This window comes from Bradyrhizobium valentinum (assembly GCF_001440405.1).
Taxonomy (GTDB): domain Bacteria; phylum Pseudomonadota; class Alphaproteobacteria; order Rhizobiales; family Xanthobacteraceae; genus Bradyrhizobium; species Bradyrhizobium valentinum.
Map to the genome: position 1 here is coordinate 35,403 of NZ_LLXX01000143.1, position 16,089 is coordinate 51,491.

General features: G+C 61.5%; 13 protein-coding genes. 10 read left to right on the forward strand and 3 right to left on the reverse strand.

What is annotated here, in order from left to right; all coding sequences use genetic code 11:
- Window positions 1–67: 67 nt before the first annotated feature.
- The 4 genes from CP49_RS25130 to CP49_RS25145 are packed head-to-tail and all read left to right on the forward strand — an operon-like array spanning window position 68 to window position 3,264.
- Complete coding sequence (locus CP49_RS25130) at window positions 68–364, forward strand: (2Fe-2S)-binding protein (protein WP_057852856.1); 297 nt, start codon at window positions 68–70, stop codon at window positions 362–364.
- Window positions 361–1,779 (forward strand): FAD/NAD(P)-dependent oxidoreductase, encoded by a 1,419-nt coding sequence (locus tag CP49_RS25135; RefSeq protein WP_057852857.1) that lies wholly within the window; start codon window positions 361–363, stop codon window positions 1,777–1,779. Before CP49_RS25130 ends, CP49_RS25135 begins: the two co-directional genes overlap by 4 nt.
- Window positions 1,776–2,909, forward strand: a complete 1,134-nt coding sequence (locus CP49_RS25140; RefSeq protein WP_057852858.1) for an NAD(P)/FAD-dependent oxidoreductase — start codon at window positions 1,776–1,778, stop codon at window positions 2,907–2,909. The genes CP49_RS25135 and CP49_RS25140 overlap by 4 nt, the downstream gene beginning before the upstream one ends.
- 7 nt (window positions 2,910–2,916) lie before the next feature.
- The gene (locus CP49_RS25145; RefSeq protein WP_057852859.1) at window positions 2,917–3,264 is read left to right on the forward strand and encodes a RidA family protein; all 348 of its coding nucleotides are present in this window, start codon (window positions 2,917–2,919) and stop codon (window positions 3,262–3,264) included.
- Between the two features lie 181 nt (window positions 3,265–3,445).
- On the opposite strand, the gene CP49_RS25150 is transcribed toward CP49_RS25145, so the two are convergent.
- Window positions 3,446–4,345 carry a LuxR C-terminal-related transcriptional regulator gene (locus CP49_RS25150; RefSeq protein WP_082646239.1) on the reverse strand — a complete coding sequence of 300 codons (900 nt, stop codon included), beginning with the start codon at window positions 4,343–4,345 and terminating at the stop codon, window positions 3,446–3,448.
- A gap of 375 nt (window positions 4,346–4,720) precedes the next feature.
- On the opposite strand from CP49_RS25150, the gene CP49_RS25155 reads away from it, so the two are divergent.
- The 6 genes from CP49_RS25155 to CP49_RS25185 all read left to right on the forward strand — a co-directional run bounded on the left by CP49_RS25155 (window position 4,721) and on the right by CP49_RS25185 (window position 13,634).
- Window positions 4,721–5,308, forward strand: coding sequence for a hypothetical protein (locus tag CP49_RS25155; protein ID WP_156438665.1), 588 nt, complete (start codon window positions 4,721–4,723; stop codon window positions 5,306–5,308).
- Window positions 5,309–5,612: 304 nt separating this feature from the next.
- A complete protein-coding gene (locus CP49_RS25165) occupies window positions 5,613–6,413 on the forward strand; it encodes a hypothetical protein (RefSeq protein WP_057852862.1) in 801 nt (266 codons plus the stop codon).
- 138 nt (window positions 6,414–6,551) lie between these two features.
- Window positions 6,552–8,486, forward strand: coding sequence for a hypothetical protein (locus CP49_RS25170; RefSeq protein ID WP_057852863.1), 1,935 nt, complete (start codon window positions 6,552–6,554; stop codon window positions 8,484–8,486).
- Window positions 8,487–8,601: 115 nt separating this feature from the next.
- Window positions 8,602–10,629, forward strand: coding sequence for a type I secretion system permease/ATPase (locus CP49_RS25175; RefSeq protein ID WP_057852864.1), 2,028 nt, complete (start codon window positions 8,602–8,604; stop codon window positions 10,627–10,629).
- Between the two features lie 37 nt (window positions 10,630–10,666).
- Window positions 10,667–12,031, forward strand: a complete 1,365-nt coding sequence (locus CP49_RS25180) for an HlyD family type I secretion periplasmic adaptor subunit (protein ID WP_063791765.1) — start codon at window positions 10,667–10,669, stop codon at window positions 12,029–12,031.
- A 43-nt stretch (window positions 12,032–12,074) separates the two neighbouring features.
- Entirely contained in the window at window positions 12,075–13,634 is a 1,560-nt protein-coding gene (locus CP49_RS25185) for a GNAT family N-acetyltransferase (protein WP_057852865.1), read from the forward strand.
- A 624-nt stretch (window positions 13,635–14,258) separates the two neighbouring features.
- On the opposite strand, the gene CP49_RS25190 is transcribed toward CP49_RS25185, so the two are convergent.
- Window positions 14,259–14,606: a hypothetical protein gene (locus CP49_RS25190; protein ID WP_156438642.1), complete on the reverse strand. Its 348-nt coding sequence runs from the start codon at window positions 14,604–14,606 to the stop codon at window positions 14,259–14,261.
- Between the two features lie 95 nt (window positions 14,607–14,701).
- Entirely contained in the window at window positions 14,702–15,805 is a 1,104-nt protein-coding gene (locus tag CP49_RS25195; RefSeq protein WP_197423229.1) for an acyl-CoA desaturase, read from the reverse strand.
- Between the last annotated feature and the right edge of the window lie 284 nt (window positions 15,806–16,089).

Below are 16,089 nucleotides of genomic sequence, written 5' to 3' on the forward strand. Positions count from 1 at the left end.
GACAGGCAGCGGCTCCTACTGACATCGACACGACCCGAGCGCGAGAGAAGGGGCGAAGAGGCATCCAATGTTCAAACGATCCGATCAGGACAGCAGAAGACCGGTGCACATCGTCGTGGACGGGGCCGCCGTCGCCGCGCGCGAGGGCGATACGGTTTCCGCTGCGCTGCTCGCCTCCGGCCGTGACGTGCGCCGCGCAACCGCGGTGAGCGGCGCGCCGCGCTTGCCCTATTGCATGATGGGCGTGTGTTTCGATTGCCTCGTCACCATCGATGGCGTCGGCAATCGCCAAGGCTGCCTGGTGCCCGTCGCCGAGGGCATGCAGATCGAGATCCAAAAGGGCAAAAGGGAGATCGGCCGATGAACGTGGCTCCCAAGCGCGATAGCTATGACGTCGTGGTCATCGGGGCAGGGCCCGCAGGGCTCGCCGCCGCAGCGACCGCGGCCGAAGCTGACCTGTCGGCACTGCTGCTCGACGAGAATGCCGGCCCCGGCGGTCAGGTCTGGCGCGCCATCGCCTCGACCCCAGTAACGGAACGCGACCGCCTCGGCGCCGACTATTGGGCGGGCGCGGAGCTCGTTCGGGCGGTGCGCACGAGCGGCGCCGAAATCATCCAGCGTGCGACGGTCTGGAGCCTTGACCGCCACCTCGAGGTCGGCGTGTCAATCGGCGGCGCGTCGTCCCTCGTCAAGGCGCGCCGCGTGATCCTGGCAACAGGCGCGCTGGAGCGGCCGTTTCCGATTCCCGGCTGGACCCTTCCTGGGGTGATGACCGCAGGCGCCGCGCAGACGATGCTGAAGTCCTCAGGGCTCGTGCCGGATGGGCGGACGGTGATCGCCGGCCAGGGACCGCTGCTTTGGTTGCTCGCGGCGCAGATCCTGCGCCTTGGCGGTCGGATCGACCGCATCCTCGATACGACCGAGCGTCGAAACTATTTTGCCGCGCTGCCCCACGCATTCGCCTTCATGACCTCGCCCTATTTCGCAAAGGGCCTTGCCATGATGCGGGAAGTGCGGGCGAAAGTTCCGGTGGTGAGTGGAGTTAGCGAACTTGCTGCCGCTGGCGACGGCCAGCTTGCAACCGTGACCTATGCAGTCGGCAGCCGACGCGAGACGATTCCAGCCGAGCTGCTGCTGCTGCATCAGGGCGTGGTGCCCAACGTCAATCTCGCGATGGCGGCCGGGGTCGAGCATCGCTGGGACGACCTGCAGCTCTGCTGGTCGCCGGTTCTTGATCACAATGGCAGCGCGTCGGTCGAAGGCATTGGTATCGCCGGCGATGGTGCCGGGATCGGTGGTGCGGGAGCCGCAATTGTTCGCGGCCATATCGCTGCACGAGTTGCGGTCGAGGCGCTGGCACCTGCGGCGGCTGCGAAGCTTGCCCCGATGGCAACCTTCCGAGCATCGCTAGCGCAGGCCGAGCGAGGCCGTGCCTTCCTCGACACGCTGTTCCGCCCCGCCCGGCAGTTCCGCATCCCCTCCGGCGATACCGTCGTCTGCCGCTGCGAGGAGGTCACGGCCAAGGACATTGTCGATGCCGTCGCGATCGGTGCGACCGGTCCCAACCAGCTCAAGGCGTATCGCCGCAGCGGCATGGGTCCCTGCCAGGGCCGGCTCTGCGGCCTGACCGTCACTGAACTGATGGCGCAGGCCCGCGGCAAGACTCCGCAGGAGATCGGCTATTATCGGCTGCGCGCACCGGTGAAGCCGATCACGCTCGCGGAGCTGGCGGCGGTGCCGAAGACAGAAGCCGACGTCCAGGCGGTGGTGCGCGGATGACGAAGCTCGCCGATGCCATCGTTGTCGGTGGCGGCATCCACGGATGCTCGACCGCGCTTCACATGTGCCTCGCGGGCATGAAGCCGGTGCTGATCGAGAAGGACTATGCCGGCCGCCACGCCTCAGGGGTGAACGCCGGTGGCGTTCGTCAACTCGCGCGGCATGTCGCCGAGATCCCGCTCTCGATCCGCTCGATGGGAATTTGGGAGCGGATTGAAGAGCTGGTCGACGACACCTGCAGCTTCGAAAGCCACGGCCAGGTGCTGGTCGCCGAGAACGACGCCGAATTCGATGCCTGTCGCGCGCGCGTCGCCGAGTTGAACGCGCTCGGCTTCACTCATGAGGAGCTGATCGACGGGCCGGAGCTGCGGCGGCTGGTGCCGGCGGTGGCCGAGAGCTGCCCTGGCGGTGTGGTGTCGCGGCGGGATGGCGCGGCCGATCCCGCCAGAACCACCACCGCATTCCGCCGCAAGGCTGCCGCGCTCGGCGCAACCGTCTGTGAAGGCGTGGCAGCGACCAACATTCGTAAAGAAGATGGGTTGTGGCGGGTGGATGTCGGCGCCGACACCTATGCTGGGCCGGTGCTCGTCAATGCCGCCGGGGCATGGGCCGGCCGCATGGCCGCGGCGCTCGGCGAGCCGGTGCCGGTTGAAACCGTGGCGCCGATGCTGATGATCACCTCCCGCGTGCCGCGTTTCATCGATCCGGTGGTCATTCTGCGTGGCCGCAAACTCTCCTTCAAACAGTTCGCCAACGGCACCGTGCTGATCGGCGGTGGGCATCTGGCGACGCCGGACCAGGATCGAAATGAAACGGTGCTGGACTGGCGCAGCCTCGCCATCAGTGCACGCACGGTGTTCGAGCTATTCCCCGTGATGCGCAGCGCCGCCATTGTCCGCGCCTGGGCCGGCATCGAGGCGCGGACACGCGACGAACTGCCCGTGCTCGGCCCGAGCGCGCGCCACGCGGGGCTCTATCACCAATTCGGCTTTTCGCTGCATGGCTTCCAGCTCGGCCCCGGCGCGGGCGCCGTGATGACGGAGCTGATCGCCAACGGCGGTACCCAGACACGGATCGGCGATCTCAGCATCGACCGCTTTCATCCTTCCACACCCTGGAACCCAAGATGAGGACATCATGAACATCATCCGCAACATCCGTACGCCGATCATGCACCGCGCAGTTGAAGCCAATGGGTTTGTGTTCGTCGGCGGCACGATCGCCGACGATACCAGCGCCTCGATGGGCGAGCAGACCCGCAACATCCTCGGCAAGATTGCCGGCTATCTGAAAGAGGCGGGCACGGATGCAACCCGCGTCGTCAGCGCCTCGATCTTCGTGACGGATCTCTCCAAGAAAAAGGAGATGGACGCGGCATGGCTCGAATTTTTCGGCAACGACCTGCCGGCGCGGGCAACGGTCGGTGTGGCCGATCTCGGCGGCGGCGCCTTGATTGAGGTCGTTGTCACGGCGCTCAAAGGCTGAGCACACTGGCCCGCTTGTCCAATTGCTGACAGCGGCTTGTCGTCCCAGAATTGCTGAGGTCGTTGCCTGGCGATCTCAAACCGGTCGCCTGGTTCGAAAGTGGCGCGCACTATCAGATATTTTGGTGGAGCGCTCCACGCGGGCACGTCGCGGCAAAATTCATCGCCACCACGGTTCATCATCAATGAGGCACGGATGATTTGGCCGCCGCGACCGAATCCTGGGTAACCATCTCGGCCAGGCCATCCGGGCCGACGCCGCGGACGGCGATGGCGACTTGCGTACGATTGCAGACGCCCAACTTGCGCATGATCTCGCGGACATGAACCTTGACGGTCGTTTCGGTCATGCCGAGCTTGCGACCGATCACCTTGTTGGGATCGCCTTGGCAGAGGCACGCGAGAACGGCGTACTGCCGTTCGGTAAACTCGGGTGCATGCCGCGCGCCGTTGGAGCCACAAGACCCATTGGAAGACCCATTAGAGCCGTCGACGCCGCGGTCACTCGCCGCCTTGCCGTCGAAAAGGGAGACTTGTTGCTCGTATAGGCCGTCCTCCGGTCCGAGGGGCGGGGCCTGCATCTGTTGCTCGGGGGGCAGGAGCGGTTGCTCCTGGGAAAGATCAGGCAGTCTGTATTCGATGGGCGGCGAATTGAAGGCCTGGGCTAAGACGGCGGTCGGCGGAAAATAGGTACCGCCATGGAGGACGAACGAAAGGGCCTGCAGCGCGAGCTCGGGCGCCATGGAGTTGCTGAAGTAACCCTGGGCCCCGCAACGCATCGCGGCGAGGACGGTGGCGGGATGTTCATCGTCGGAGACGATGGCGAGCGCGGCGTCCCGGCGAAGCGTGTGCAAGACCTGTATCTCGGTGAAGACCTCGTAGGGAGAGGGGGCACCGACGCTGTAAATCAGCATGTCGCATTCGGCGCGCTCGGCAAGCTTCGCGTGCGCTTCGTCAGGATCGAGCGAAATCAGCTCGACGTTTTCGTTCCTGGCCCACGGACTTAAGAAGCTCTCCGCGCGGGCTCGCCTAAAGGCCATCGTATCTACAATAAAAACGGTCTTCTTGGGTGGGACCGACATAACGCGCCCCTTAATGTTACATCCAATGATATCGACAGGTTTCTTCCGAGACCCCAAAGGTCGCTATGAAATAGATCACTTAGCATCTTAATTGTGCAGAAAAGTTTACACTTGTTGGAACGAAATGCCAAGATAAGGATGTGTGACAAGAAGTCGTCAAAAAAATGGGAACTGAAGCAGGATAGCAGCAGGAAAGCAGCAGGATAGCAGCAAGAAGGCGACATTTTTCATGCGATGATGCAAAATATTTCAGGCGCTGATTGCATGAGTGAGGTTCCTCCAGCCTTCGTTATTATATCTTTCGATATATACTTCTTTGGCGACGAAGCCCGTTACGATCGAATGATGATAGGCCTGATCTTCGGAGACATGGCCGTGTTTGTCAGCAAGCTGCCGCCAAAGCCGGATTTTGACATGCTCGCCGCCGCGGCGCCCGCGTCGGCGGATCGCCGTACGTTCGTCCTCGCTTTGATGGGAAACCTGATCTGCAGTTGGTCGAATAACGAAAGCCTTTTCATCTACGTGCTGATGATTCTGTTGCGGACCGACGAGGCTTCCGCCGCAGTCGTGTTCGCGACATTGAACACCACCCGCGCGAGACTCGATCTGATCCAGCGACTGGCCAAGATCAGGGTGACCGACAAGGCTCTGTCGAAAAATCTGACAGCGCTCATCGAACGTTTCTCGGAATCCACCAAGGTTCGCAATGAGTTGAATCATTGCATGTTCATTTTTGATTCCGCGGGCGCCATCACCCACACGCAGTCGATGCGATTGATGGAAACAAGGGCGAGCCTGAGGTTCGGAGAGATCAAGGCGCTGGACGAAAGCCGTCTGCAGGAGATGGTGCGGACGACCCACGAAATGACGAAGATCAACCGCGAGATCTGGGATCTGCTGCCGCGCCTTGAAGCGCATGTTTATGGCGTGAAGCCCCAAGGCGTGCCGCGCGACGCGGCTTGAAGCAGGCCGGCGATAACGAACGATCGAACGTCGTCGCGCCGCTATTCATCCAAAAGACTGACTCGTTCTGGGCGCCAACCGTGCCGATGGTTGATATCGCAAGATACAACGGAGGATCGAATGCGTGCATGTTGTTGTCGAAGATGTGGCGGCATTCTGACCGTGCCGTGGTTCGCAATAACGCGAGTGCCGGCAGTCGGAAGAAACCGACGTTGAAGAGCACCGCCGCGCTTCGAAGACCGCAGACTTAGAAGATCAGCGCTCTCCGTTCCGCCCGCGATGCTCCAAACCACAGGAGCTCGTCATGTTTGATCCCAACGATCAGGAACAAGAGCAAGAGCAGTTGCAGGCGCAGGCCAATCTCCAGGCTCAATTGCAGGGCCAGGGCCAGGGTCAAGGCCAGGGTCAGGGCCAGGGCCAATTCCAGGTCGCGGTACAGTCGCTCGAATCCAAGAGCGACAACGAGAACGACAACGAGAACGACAACGACAATGACAACGACAACGACAACAAGAATGAGAACGAGAACAAGAACGAGAACGAGGTCGAAAACAAGCTCGACAACGAGGTAGATAACGATCTCGACAACGACGTCGACAACAAGATCGACAACGACATCGAAAACAAGATCGAAAACACCGTCGAGAGCAAGGTAGACGTTGATGTCGATGTGGATGTCGATGTGGACACAGAAGGCCTGAGCACCCCGGTCATCGACCTCAGCCACTTCACCACGAATGGTTCTGTCGTCATGCCTGACGTCGTGACCCAGACGATGAACGACGGCAACCAGTTCAATATTGATCAGGTCAACAACCTGGTCGATAACGACAGCAACTGGTCGCATGCCAGCTACACCGGCGGCGCCGGCGGGGATTGGTGTGAGCCGGGTGCAAGCTTCAGCATGGAAGCCAAGATCGAAGGCGGAGAGTCCAGGATCGGCGACGTCGGCGATGTTGGGCGTGGCAGCGTGTCTTCGAGCGCCGATGCAGTTCTCAACCAGTCGGCCTTCGATCAGAACATCACGCAGGGTGCGAACATTCAGTTCAACAGCATCACCATTCAGGCTGCTGGTAACAATGTGAGCGACGACGATATAGGGTAGTTTCGCGTTCGACCCGCGCGGCGTTAGCCGCGCGGGTCATTTTTTCCCAGCTTTCATTTCAGTCGCCGCAGTTGCCGACAAGAAGCTGTGGGGTCGCCGTGCGGCCCCTAACAGCTCGCGGCGACAGGGGAGGTTCCCATGGCGTCAGCTAGTTTCGTCGAAATCATTTCCCATTTCGCTGGATATCTGCAGATCTTCGAGGACATCGCTCGCGATCGCACCCAGTACGATGAGACGCCCGCGCCCGGTCCCTCCGGCGACTACACGACGCTGCGACCGAACTACCACCATCGCTACGCGCCAGAGGATATGGACAGTGCGGGGGGGCCAGGGCCGGAGCTGATAGCCGACGATCCGATGGATCTGATCCGCGGCCGTCCGCTCAAGCTGCACAAAGGCCCGCAGGATCCCGATTTCGATTTTTTTCCGACACCGCTGAAACCGAACATCGTGTTGCCCGCAGCGGGCGGCGGCGGTGGCGGCGGGGGCGAGCTTAACATCAGGGTGACCTACGAGGACGGCGGCGCGCAGATTCAGCTTGCGGTCCGCCAGTACAACTTCATGCATGACGAGGACGTCAATCTACCGGCGGATTTCATGGCTGCGGCCGAGCCCTTGATCATGAGCCTCAATGATGATGCGATGGCCGTCATCGGGAAGTTGGTGGACGGTGCCAACGCCGAGATTCCTACCCATTGGTGGATGACGCAGAACGATGCCGGCCTGCCGGATTTCCTCAAGGCTCACGATGCCGCATGGGCCGACCGCGATGGCACGCCGGATGAGCATTCGGTGCCTGCCGGCTACTATGTCAACGGTGAGCTGCAGGAACCGCCAACGGAGCCGAGGCCGCCGATCGAATTGAAGGAGTTGCCGGACACCGGCGACGGCATCGGCCAATGGGCGTCGATGGGCGGCAACTACAGCATCAACGCGGCGCTGCTGGTCGATATTGGCGAGGGCGCCCGCACCATGGTGGTGTTGGGGGACTACTTCAAGACCGATGCCATGTTCCAGACCAACACGACCATCGACAACGACGAGGTCAGCGTGTCGGGTGGGGAGGGCGCGCCATCGGTGACCAGCGAAGGAAATGTCGCGACCAACATCGCCAACTTCGTCCAGAACCCCAGCATCTACGCCGAACTCCCGTCCTACTGGGCGGGGCCGAACTGGATCGTCGATGTGGTCGACGGCGACTACTACAGCGTCAATGCGGTGAGCCAAACCAACTATCTCTCCGACAACGATGTGGCAGCGCAGGTCAGCAGTGATGGCCACTACAACCTCGTCAGCGGCCACAATCAGCTCGGTAATCTGGCTCAGATTTTTGATGGTGACATTCAATACGACCTGATCGTCATCGAGGGCGCCTATCACGGCATGAACGTGATCTTCCAGAACAACATCCTGTTGAACAACGACAACATCGTGATGTCGGCCGACGGCGCCGATCCGTCTCAATCGGTGAGCTCAGGCGACAACAGCCTGTTGAACGAGGGCGCTATCGAGAATTATGGCGGCGACACCTTCGATGTGCTGACCCCGGGCCTCCAGCAGATCCTGGATCTGCTGGCCTCCGGCGTGACGTCGATTGATCCCGAGCTGGGCAGCGCCATCGCCGGCAATGGCGGCCCTCTGCGCGTGCTCTACGTCAAGGGGGACTACTACGACATCAATGCGGTTTGGCAGACCAACATCACCTCCGACATCAACGTGCTGTATCAACTGCAAAACGAGCCGTCGGCCGATCTGATGGCGCTGGAACCCGGCGGGGGCAGGGGCATAAGGCAGTCGGCCACCACAGGCGGCAATGAACTCGCCAACGATGCCGCGATTGTCGATGTCAATCCCGACGTCATTTACGTTGAGGGCGAGGTCTACACCGATTCCATTCTGGTGCAGGCCAATCTGCTGCCGGTGGACCAGGATGATGCGGTTAATGGCGACACCGATACCCTGGTGACTGAACTCATTGCGTTCGTCGATGACACCCAGGACCAGACAAACACGAGCCCGGCTGTCGTTACCAATTCGGTGCAGGCAGATCCGATGGCGAGCGTGCTGCATTAGCGGCAAGCAGGATGTTTTGATTATTGGAAGTGAACGGAGTTTCCAAATGTGGGGTTGGGATGTTCGTCCAGGCGGGAGTTGGCGCTTGAGGGAGTATGACGAAGCAACGCCGCATATGGCAAAGATAATTCCGCTTCGTCCATGGTTTGATCAGCCCCCTCCGCGTGCCGAGGATCCGCCTGTCGCATTTGCGGACGAGAAGGCGGCTCCGGCCGTGGCCAAGGTCGCGGAGCCGCCGGCGGTCGAGCCATCACTGCGGGAGGAAGCCAAGACCCCGGCGCCGGGATCCACCGTCGTGATCGAGCAGCAGACTCCTGCGCCCCCGCTGCAGCGTGGCGGCGACAGGAACGGTGGCGGCTCCTCCGGCGGTGGTGGCGGCGGAGGCGGTGGCGGCACGCCGCGGCTCCAAAAGCGTTCCGGCGACAATGAATTTCGCGATGTGCTCGGCAAGGGCCTTGCGAATGCCCGCCGCAACCTGGTGACCGTGGGGATATTCTCGATCGCGGTCAACCTGCTGGTGCTGGCGATTCCGATCTACCTGTTCAACATGTCCGATCGCGTGATGACCAGCCGCAGCACGGACACGCTGGTGATGCTGACCATTATCGTGGTCATCGCGATCGGGGCGCATGTGCTCATGGATATGATGCGCCGCGTCATCCTGATGCGGGTGGCGGTCGAGACCGAGGCGCGATTGGGCGGACCGGTGCTGAGCGCCGCCGCCAAATCCGCGCAGAGTGGATCCAGCCGCGAATTCCAGACGCTGGCCGACCTGCAGCACCTGCGCGCGTTCATTACCGGCCCCGTGCTGCTGACGATGTTCGATACGCCGGTGTCGCCGGTCTATTTCGCCGTCGTGTTCCTGATCCATCCGCATCTCGGGTTCATCGTCCTGGGGGCCGGCGTCGCATTGGTCGTTGTGGCGCTGATAAACCAGCGGGTGACCGCGATCCCGTTCAACCAGGCGAACAATTACGGAGCCAGGGCAAACCTGCAGGCGGAATCGATGGCGCGCAACGCCCAGGTCATCAACGCCATGGGCATGATTCCCGAAGGCGTGCAGGTATGGGGCCGCGAAACCGTGGAGTCTCTGAAGGCACAGGTGATCGGACAGGACCTCAACATCCTGATGACGGGCGTGTCGAAATTCCTGCGACTGTGCACCCAGATCGCGATCCTCGGCTGGGGCGCATGGCTGGCGCTGGAGAACGAGATCACCAGCGGCATGGTGATCGCGGCCTCGATCGTGGCGAGCCGGGCGCTGGCCCCGCTGGAAGGCACCATCGAAGGCTGGCGCAATTTCGTGCAGGCGCGTTCGGCTTATGCCCGCATCAGATCCCTGCTGCTGAACTCGCCGCTCAACCTGGAGCGGCTCCGGCTGCCGCGTCCAGCAGGGTATCTCAGCGTCGAGCGCATTCTCTACGTGCCGCCGCCGAACAAGAAGGTGATCCTGAACGGGATCAGCTTTCAACTGAAGCCCGGAGAATCCCTTGCCATTGTCGGAGATTCCGGTACTGGCAAAACCATGCTGGCCCGCATGCTGGTTGGATCCATCATTCCAACCGCCGGCAGCGTAAGGCTGGACATGATGGATCTGCGTAACTGGGATCCGCGGCAGTTCGGCGAGAGCGTCGGCTACCTACCGCAGGATGTGCAATTGTTCCCTGCATCCATCAAGGCCAACATCGGCCGGATGCGCGAAGACGCCCGCGACGAGGATGTGTTCGACGCGGCCGAGGCCGCCGACGTGCACGAACTGATCTCGAGCTTCGCCCAGGGCTACGAGACCGTTGTCGGCATGGATGGGAGTCCGCTGTCGGGCGGCCAGCGCCAGCGCATCGGGCTAGCGCGCGCGTTCTACGGCAATCCGCGCCTGCTCGTGCTCGACGAACCGAATTCGAATCTGGACGCCAATGGCGAGCGGGCGCTCGCCAAGGCGCTGGTGCGCGCCAAGGAAAAGCAGATCACGGTGGTGACGATCACCCAGCGCGCAGCGCTGCTGATGAGCGTCGACAAGATCATGATCCTGCATCAGGGCGCGGTGCAGGCATTCGGCAACCGCGACGAGATCATTCCGATGATCACCGGACGCAAGCCGAACAATATCCCCCCCAACGGCAATCCTCCTTCGTTGAATTCATAGGGACATCAGTCAGGTTTGACAGCAACGAGGTTACGCCATGGCCAACAGGAAAATTGCGGACCGCTCCGCAGTATCACAAGGCACCTGGTACGATTCGCTGCCGCGATCGACCAAATTTCCAACGGTTGCCGGCGCGCTGATCATGGCCGTGGTGCTGATGGGATTCGGCGTCTGGGGCAACATGGCGCCGATCGCCGGCGCCGTGGTTGCGTCGGGCGTATTCGTCGTTACCGGACAGAACAAGATCGTCCAGCATCTCGAGGGCGGCGTGATCCGGGAGATTTTCGTGCGCGAAGGCGACAAGGTGGAGGCCGGACAAATACTGCTCGAACTCGATGACACGGCGGCGCGTGCGGAGTTGCAGCGGCTGTTCCTGCGTCGCATCCGCCTGTCGGCCATGGATGCAAGGCTGCAGGCCGAGATGAGGGAGGAGGCGGATATCACGCTTCCGCCGGAGGTCGTCGGTTGGCTGGGCAAGTCGCCCGAGGCGAAGGAAATCGTGGACAGCCAGCAGATGACGTTTGCGGCGCGCCGTAACAACCTCAACAGCGACGTCAAGAGTATCCAGGAGAGCATCAACGCTCTGGAGGAGCGGATCCGGGGGTCGCGGGTCCAACTGGACGCGGTCAAGCGCCAGATCGTCCTGCTCGATGAGGAGATCGTGACTAAGGACCGTCTGGTGCAGGCCGGACTGGTGCGCAAACCGGAGCTGATGGTGTTGCAGCGGTCGAAGGCCAATCTGGAAGGCGAGGTCGGTCGCATCATGGGTGATATCGGGGATGCGAAGGAACGCATTGCCCGCGCGCTCGAGCAGATTAACGGCGTGCGCAAGACAGCGATCAAGACCGCGGTCGAACAGATGCACGAGGTCCGGGGCGAACTGGCCGACGTCCGCGAGCGGATGCTCAGCGCCAAGGGCATACTCGATCGGGTTCGCGTCACGGCGCCGGTGAGCGGCGTCGTGGTCAAGCTCCGCTATCATACGCGGGGCGGCGTGGTCGAGGCCGGCAAGAACATCATGGAGCTGTTGCCGGTGAAGGACGAACTGATCATCGAGGCGCGATTGCGGCCGCAGGACATCGACAGCGTAAAGCACGGACAGGCCGCGATGGTGCGGCTGACGGCGCTGAACCAGCGCATCACGCCGATGGTCTCCGGCGACGTCGTATACCTGTCGGCCGATACCCTGGCGGACGAAAAGAAGTCCCAGCAGGTCGGGCCGACCGACATCTATCTCGTCCGCGTCAGGCTCAACAGCGAAGAGAGCCGGAATCTTCCGGGCTTCAGTCCGACGCCCGGCATGCCCGCCGAGGTTTACATCAAGACAGCGGAGCGCACGTTCTTCCAGTACCTCATGAGGCCCATCTACGACAGCTTTATGCGCGCATTCCGAGAGCGCTAGGTCTCGACAGGAACTCAACACGCACTTTGGAAAGGCGTCCGCCGTGCATATCGACATCATCGAAACCTTGCCGTCGCTGGCGAAACTCGAGGACAACTGGAATGCCGTCTACGACGCGGACGACGAGGCGCAGATATTCCTGTCATGGAAATGGCTCAACGGCTTACTGTCCCACAGTGCGGGGCCATGGTTTATCCTGGCGGCAAAAGCCGACGAGGCCGCGGATACTCCCTACGTTGCGTTCTTTCCGTTGCGGCTGCAAACCACAATCAAGAACTCCGATGTCTTCCATGAAATCAGGATGACGGGCTCCGCCGATTACACTGGCATCGTTTGCAGGCCCGAGGTGGAGAACAAGGTCATTCCCGCGTTTGCCCGATATATCAGGCAGATGAACTGGGCGCGCTTCAAGCTTGATAATCTGCGAATGTCGGAGAGGCGCGTGCGGCTGCTTCTGGCCTGCTTTCCGAGAGCCAGTTTCCACTGTACGGAGGTCGACATGGTCAGCAAGGTCGATGGGATCGACCTCAGCCGCTGCCCGTATGTGACGCTGCCCAAGGACTGGAACGCCTATCTCGAAACGCTGAGCTCCAACACAAGACAGAAAATCAGGCGCCTTCTGAAGCAGATCGATGCGCAGGGCGAATATCGAATATCCGTTTCCACCCCCGAAACCTTTGCGCAAGACCTCAAGACTTTGCTGCGGTTCTGGGAGGCAAGGTGGCGCTCCCGCAAAGGGGATCGGATGGATGGGCTCGTTCGTTCGAACAGCGCCATGCTGACGCGCAGTTTTGAATCCGGTCTGGTCTACCTGCCGACGTTCTGGCACGGCGACCGGGCTGTCGCGGCGCTGGCCACGCTGGTGGATCCGCGCAAGCGCACCTTCTCATTCTACATGACCGGACGCGACGAGACGTTCGATGGACCGCCGGCGGGGGTGATCCTGCATGCCTTCAGCATTCGCCACGCGATCGAGCTCGGCTATACTGAATACGACTTCCTGCGCGGCAACGAGCCGTACAAATATTCATTCGGCTGCGCGGAGCGCAAGATCCGCGGCACCGTTCTGGCGACCAGGAACGGCGGGAATCTCGGCGGCAGGATCGACCGCAGGAGCATCCCTGACGTCCTGCGACAGGCGACCGAACTTCACCGGAAGGGGAAGGCTGCCGACGCCGAGATAGGCTACCGGCGGATTTTGGAGGTTCAGCCAAAACACGCCGACGCGTTGCATCGGTTCGGCCAGTTATTGACGGCGAAGGGTGACTTCGTCGCGGCCAAGCGGCTGTTCCGCACCTTGACCGCGGTTCGCCCCGACGCCGTCAAGGCATGGCAGTGCTTGGGCCAGGTCTGTGAGAGGCTCGGTCAGTACGAGGAAGCGCTGCGCCATCATCTCGAGTTCATGCGGCTGCAGCCGGAACTGACAGACGGATTCGTCGCGGTCGGTCGATGCATGGTCAAGCTCGGCCGGATGGCTGAGATCAACGCCGCGCTGCTGGCCGCGATAGAGCCGGCGAGCGGGTTATCGGTCAGGCGCTGGCGCAACGGCGGGGATGCGCCGGATCAGAGGGCTGACCGGGAGCAAGCGATGTCGCAGCACTGAATGGCTGCCGCGCCGGCAAGGCGCGGCGGATGACTGGTCAGGAGTGAGCACCATGTTGGCAATGACCAGAGATGTCAGTCATCGGCGTTCTCGCAGCAAAACAACGGCGCGGCGAATCCCCGGCGTTGGTGAGGCGCCACTATTCGTATCGCTGCTGGTCGCGTCCTATGAGCGGGAGTTGATCGCTGGGTTCTGCCGGTCGTTTCCGACGGTGCCGCAAGCTGCATGGATGAGCTGTAATGGGTTCTGGTCCAAAGACACCATCCGATCCAGCCGCGTCCACTGAGCAGCCTCCGCTGCCTCACCGGACGCGCGTCAGGATGACAGCGCTGGGCGCGGAACGATGCCCGAACCTCGCCGGCAGGGAAGGCGTCGTCGTCGGCTCGGGGCAGTACCGCAGCACCGTCCGTGTCATGTTCGATGGGTTCAAGTCGCCGACGTCGCTGCACAGCTCTTACGTCGAAGCTGTGGTCGAGCAAGAGCGCGCTTCCAGCCGTCGCCGGACGTGCCGATAGGACGCAAGTCAGCGTTGAAGCTGACCGTTATGAGCGCGGGACTCTACCTGGAAATTCGAGCAAAATCAGTGATTATCGTTTGAGATCGTGCGCGTTCGTGCACGTTTGTTCATGGGGTTTCTGGCGGATAACTGGCGGGGCGGCGGGCAGCAATTTCTGCTCGCAACGCTGTGAGCGGCTTATTGCGGTCCAGTTCGGAGCCATAGAGACTTGTCGAGATCAGACCCGCTCGGAACGCCAGCGCGGTTTTACGTGGCGCAAATATGACGCCCATCAGTGCCAGAGGCAGGCAGAAGAGCGTCGCCGCCCAGTGGCGGTAGCGTCCGGCGGCAAACTCCCAGGCGGCCATCTGCATCTCTCCCGTCATCGTGCAGGGATAGCCGGTGAGAATGTGGTGGAGGTCGTGCCGAGTGATGGCGTCTCGCCTCCACTTCCAGTTTGGAAATTCAACCGACACCGGCCCTATCTTGCAAATCCATGTCGCAGCGCGAGCGGGGTCAGCCTCTATGCCATTCGCCGCATAATAAGCGGCGAGGGCTTCAGCCGCAGTCGTCACAACTGGACTCTCGAAATTTCAGCTTGGCCGGGCGCACAGACTGAAAGCGAGCGGGCGCGGACCGGGCTTATTCCAGGCCTGGGCGGCAGCTCCGCGGGCACCTGAACATTCCACGCCAGGCCAAGGGCGCGAAGCAGCCTCACGAACTCCCAGCCGAGATCGATCTGCCCGGGATAGAGACCGTGCCGCGCAGAGCCCGGAAAGGCGTGATGGTTATTGTGCCAGCTCTCTCCCATTGTTGGAATAGCCATCAAGGGCACGTTGTGCGCCTGGACCACCGCGCCGTCGACTGTCCAGTCCTGCTCTCCTTGTGTGTGCGCAAAGTAGGATATTCCCCAATGCATGGTCGTGCAGGCCGCGACGCGTACAAAGACGCCCCAAACGACAAAAGGCCACCCGCCCAGCCAATAGAGAACGAGTGCGATCGGAATCTGGTGCAACATCCAGGTGCGATCGAGAAACTGATAGAAGGGATCGTCGCCAATTCCCGGACCAGGATCGAAACCAGGAGGACGCTTCAGGACAAGCCGGCCATGGAGGTAGAGCAGGCCATCCAACCAAAAGTCTTTCCGGTGCGCGAGGAACGGATGACAATCGACCTGGCGCTGCGCCCAATCCCGGCTGTCGTGCACGCGAATAGTCCATAGCGGCCCACCCATGCCCACCGCCGTTCCGAACCAGACCAGCGTCCTCTCCAGCCATTTAGGACACTCGAAGCTGCGGTGAATGAGGCGCCGGTGGAAGCCGACGGAGTGGCCGGCGCAAAGCGTGATTGCGGCTGTGATCAGAAAGACGGCCAAGGCGCTCCACGAAGATGTGAGCGGACCGAGGACGATGGCCCCAAGCAGCATCGCGCCATTCCACAGGGAGCGCGGTGCATCCCAAACAATCGTGCCCTCGACAGGCGACGCCTCGTCCAGATTGGTCAGCGAATTGACTTTGTAAAAATCGTGCTGCTCCTGGACCATCATCCAGACCTCGGCTCTTTGCTGATACCAGGAAAAAATTGGCGAGACGGTGCTGCTCCGCCCAGCTTTCCTACCAGAAAAGCATAAAGAAAGCATGAAAGTGCAACGCCAGATTGAGTCGTTGCTTCCCACGCAAAAGCTAGTCCGTCAAATTTGCCGTCGCTGGTGCGAAGCGGACTCTTTGAAAGCAGAGTTGCCGCTAACGACAACACGTGAGCTGACCAAGAGTGGCTCTCAATCAGCCGGTCAGAAGCCACCATTGCTGCCCCCAAGAGCCCGTCGTCGGGCAGGGCCATGGGCGATCTTAAGAATTGCATGATGATGCAATAGTGCGGCTGATTTGCCCGACGTGTCAAAATGTTTTCGCGGGATCATGCCAGCGACCCCTGTTACTTTGCATGGGGTTGTTTTCGATA

Bases quoted from the DNA above. Each gene is read 5' to 3' on its own strand.
- CP49_RS25130 (WP_057852856.1), top strand. From the start codon at position 68: ATGTTCAAACGATCCGATCAGGACAGCAGAAGACCGGTGCACATCGTC.
- CP49_RS25135 (WP_057852857.1), top strand. From the start codon at position 361: ATGAACGTGGCTCCCAAGCGCGATAGCTATGACGTCGTGGTCATCGGG.
- CP49_RS25140 (WP_057852858.1), top strand. From the start codon at position 1,776: ATGACGAAGCTCGCCGATGCCATCGTTGTCGGTGGCGGCATCCACGGA.
- CP49_RS25145 (WP_057852859.1), top strand. From the start codon at position 2,917: ATGAACATCATCCGCAACATCCGTACGCCGATCATGCACCGCGCAGTT.
- CP49_RS25150 (WP_082646239.1), bottom strand. From the start codon at position 4,345: ATGTCGGTCCCACCCAAGAAGACCGTTTTTATTGTAGATACGATGGCC.
- CP49_RS25165 (WP_057852862.1), top strand. From the start codon at position 5,613: ATGTTTGATCCCAACGATCAGGAACAAGAGCAAGAGCAGTTGCAGGCG.
- CP49_RS25170 (WP_057852863.1), top strand. From the start codon at position 6,552: ATGGCGTCAGCTAGTTTCGTCGAAATCATTTCCCATTTCGCTGGATAT.
- CP49_RS25175 (WP_057852864.1), top strand. From the start codon at position 8,602: ATGGCAAAGATAATTCCGCTTCGTCCATGGTTTGATCAGCCCCCTCCG.
- CP49_RS25180 (WP_063791765.1), top strand. From the start codon at position 10,667: ATGGCCAACAGGAAAATTGCGGACCGCTCCGCAGTATCACAAGGCACC.